1 protein-coding gene is annotated in these 1064 nt (G+C 31.8%); it reads left to right on the top strand.

Annotation, left to right across the window (positions count from 1 at the left end):
* Positions 1-406 precede the first annotated feature (406 nt).
* Positions 407-1063 (top strand): Mov34/MPN/PAD-1 family protein, encoded by a 657-nt coding sequence (locus AB1414_21425; protein ID MEW6609972.1) that lies wholly within the window; start codon positions 407-409, stop codon positions 1061-1063.
* The last annotated feature ends 1 nt before the right edge of the window (position 1064 follow it).

Raw genomic sequence — 1064 nt, forward strand, 5'->3', positions numbered from 1 at the left:
TATTAAATATCAAATATAAATATCAAAATGCAAAATTACAAATCAAATTTCAAAGAGGAAGTAGCAGGGTTTCTCAAAGAGTTGGAGGAATTTGGTAATATCTTTGCTTCAAGTATTTTAACGCTGAAAAGAAAGAGATAATTTTACTGAACTTTGGCAAAGATAGTTGATAGTTGAAGGACTATAGACTATAAACTATAAACCATAAACTATAAACGAGTTTTGCATTTTGCTCTTTGGAGGAAATCCCTTTTGGACACCAAATCTGCATAGATTTCACTATTAGAGTTATTGTCAGACACTACCGAATATTTCGCACCAGTATCCTATTGTTTAACAAAGGTTACTTCTCAAATCAACGCAATTTGGAACACTCTAAACATGTACCTGAATTAGGAGAGTTTGAATGAATACCTTTTCAAATGATGAGGAAATATTAAAAATTAGACTAACAAACGAAGAGATAGTTAAACCTATTCCTGAAAAAATGCCACTACATAATCCAAATTATGCCATTAGATTATGTGTGGATAAACCAGAATATGCCTTGAAGATATTTGTTCCTATAGAGATAATGAAGCAGATACTTGATTACTCTAAAAAAGATACTACTCGAGAATTAGGTGGGGTCTTAATTGGTGATTATTGTCTTGATAATAAGATTAAATCTATAAAAATATCGGATTTTATTGAGGCAAGAAATACTCAAGGTGACAATAGTCATATTAGATTTAACCATGAGACATGGAATGCAATTGAACAGGAGAAAAAAACAAAGAAAATTCCTGAAGGAAAACAGATGGTCGGTTGGTTTCATACACACCCTGGCTGGGGAATATTCCTTTCAGAGGATGATTTATTCATTCATCAAAATTTCTTTAATCTTCCCTGGCAGGTAGCAATGGTCGTTGACCCGCTTCAAAAAGAACAAGGATTTTTTATCTGGGAAAATGATAAAATTATAAAATCAAGGGATTTTTATCTTTATACTATAAAAGAAAGGGAGAGTGAACTAATATCTTTTGTCCATTCACTTTCTCAAAGTAGAAAACTTGACCGATAGA

This window comes from bacterium (assembly GCA_040755795.1).
In the GTDB taxonomy this organism is placed as follows: Bacteria; UBA9089; CG2-30-40-21; order CG2-30-40-21; family SBAY01; genus JBFLXS01.

Bases quoted from the DNA above. Each gene is read 5' to 3' on its own strand.
- AB1414_21425 (MEW6609972.1), top strand. From the start codon at position 407: ATGAATACCTTTTCAAATGATGAGGAAATATTAAAAATTAGACTAACA.